This is a genomic window from Vibrio sp. 10N.222.52.C12, from assembly GCF_041474215.1.
GTDB lineage: Bacteria > Pseudomonadota > Gammaproteobacteria > Enterobacterales > Vibrionaceae > Vibrio > Vibrio crassostreae_C.
In genome coordinates, this window is the sequence record NZ_JBFRTR010000257.1 from 1 (window position 1) to 876 (window position 876).

The 876-nt window shown below is 38.4% G+C and carries 1 protein-coding gene; it reads right to left on the reverse strand.

The window, feature by feature from the left end; translation table 11 throughout:
* Nucleotides 1–505: 505 nt before the first annotated feature.
* Nucleotides 506–811, reverse strand: coding sequence for a hypothetical protein (locus tag AB4623_RS24215; protein WP_017067214.1), 306 nt, complete (start codon nucleotides 809–811; stop codon nucleotides 506–508).
* Between the last annotated feature and the right edge of the window lie 65 nt (nucleotides 812–876).

The window sequence follows — 876 nt, forward strand, 5'->3', positions numbered from 1 at the left end:
CGGGGGAATCCATGTAGCCTCATTAAGCGGACAAAAATGGTTGGCTAAAATCGCGAAGCGACGGCCAACTGTTTTTGTTCCGTTTAAATGACTTGTTATAAGGCACTTTCGTCAATGATTCTGAACTGCTTCGGTACTAAAAATGCCAGTATGACTGCCAAAATTAACATCATTATCACTCGTATACTCATTGAGGGAATCAACGATTCAAGTAATGTCAAACTCAGCGCTGATGAACCGCCAACAAACATGCCTAAATAGGAGCGTCTTGGTGTCCATTCGATCAAAGCTGAACATTGGGTACAGCGATACTTTGTCCTATTTCCACTAAATAAAAACCAACTAAGTGAAATATTCTGTTGACAATTAGGGCACTCTCTATTCTTCATACTAAATCAAACTCCATGTGACTTATAACGCCTGCTTAAGCGGACTAAAATAGTGGGTTAAAATGTGTAGCGAAGCGAAACCTAACCCACTGTTTTAGTTCCGTTTAAAGCTCTTGTTAGCCGATCAACTTATAAGAGAAAACAAACTCTTTATCTGGCTTACTGCTTAGCATATTAAACAATATGTCAAAGTCGGTTGCATCTTCCTGATGAGCACGCCAAATTGCTGAAGTATCACCTAAAGTGAGAGCTAATTGGTCTGCCATTGTTAATTGAACTTTACGAGATTTATTTATAGTATCAACAATATGAAATAGGTCGCCAGATATAACTTTAAGCGCCATCTGCTCTTGATTCTTACTAGTAGAAGAACGAATATGCTCTAATGCTTTCGAACTCACTTTGACTGATATAAGACTCATAAATACCCCTTAGAAACAATATTACATATCGGATTAATAGATTCGGCTAACGCCTGCATAACACG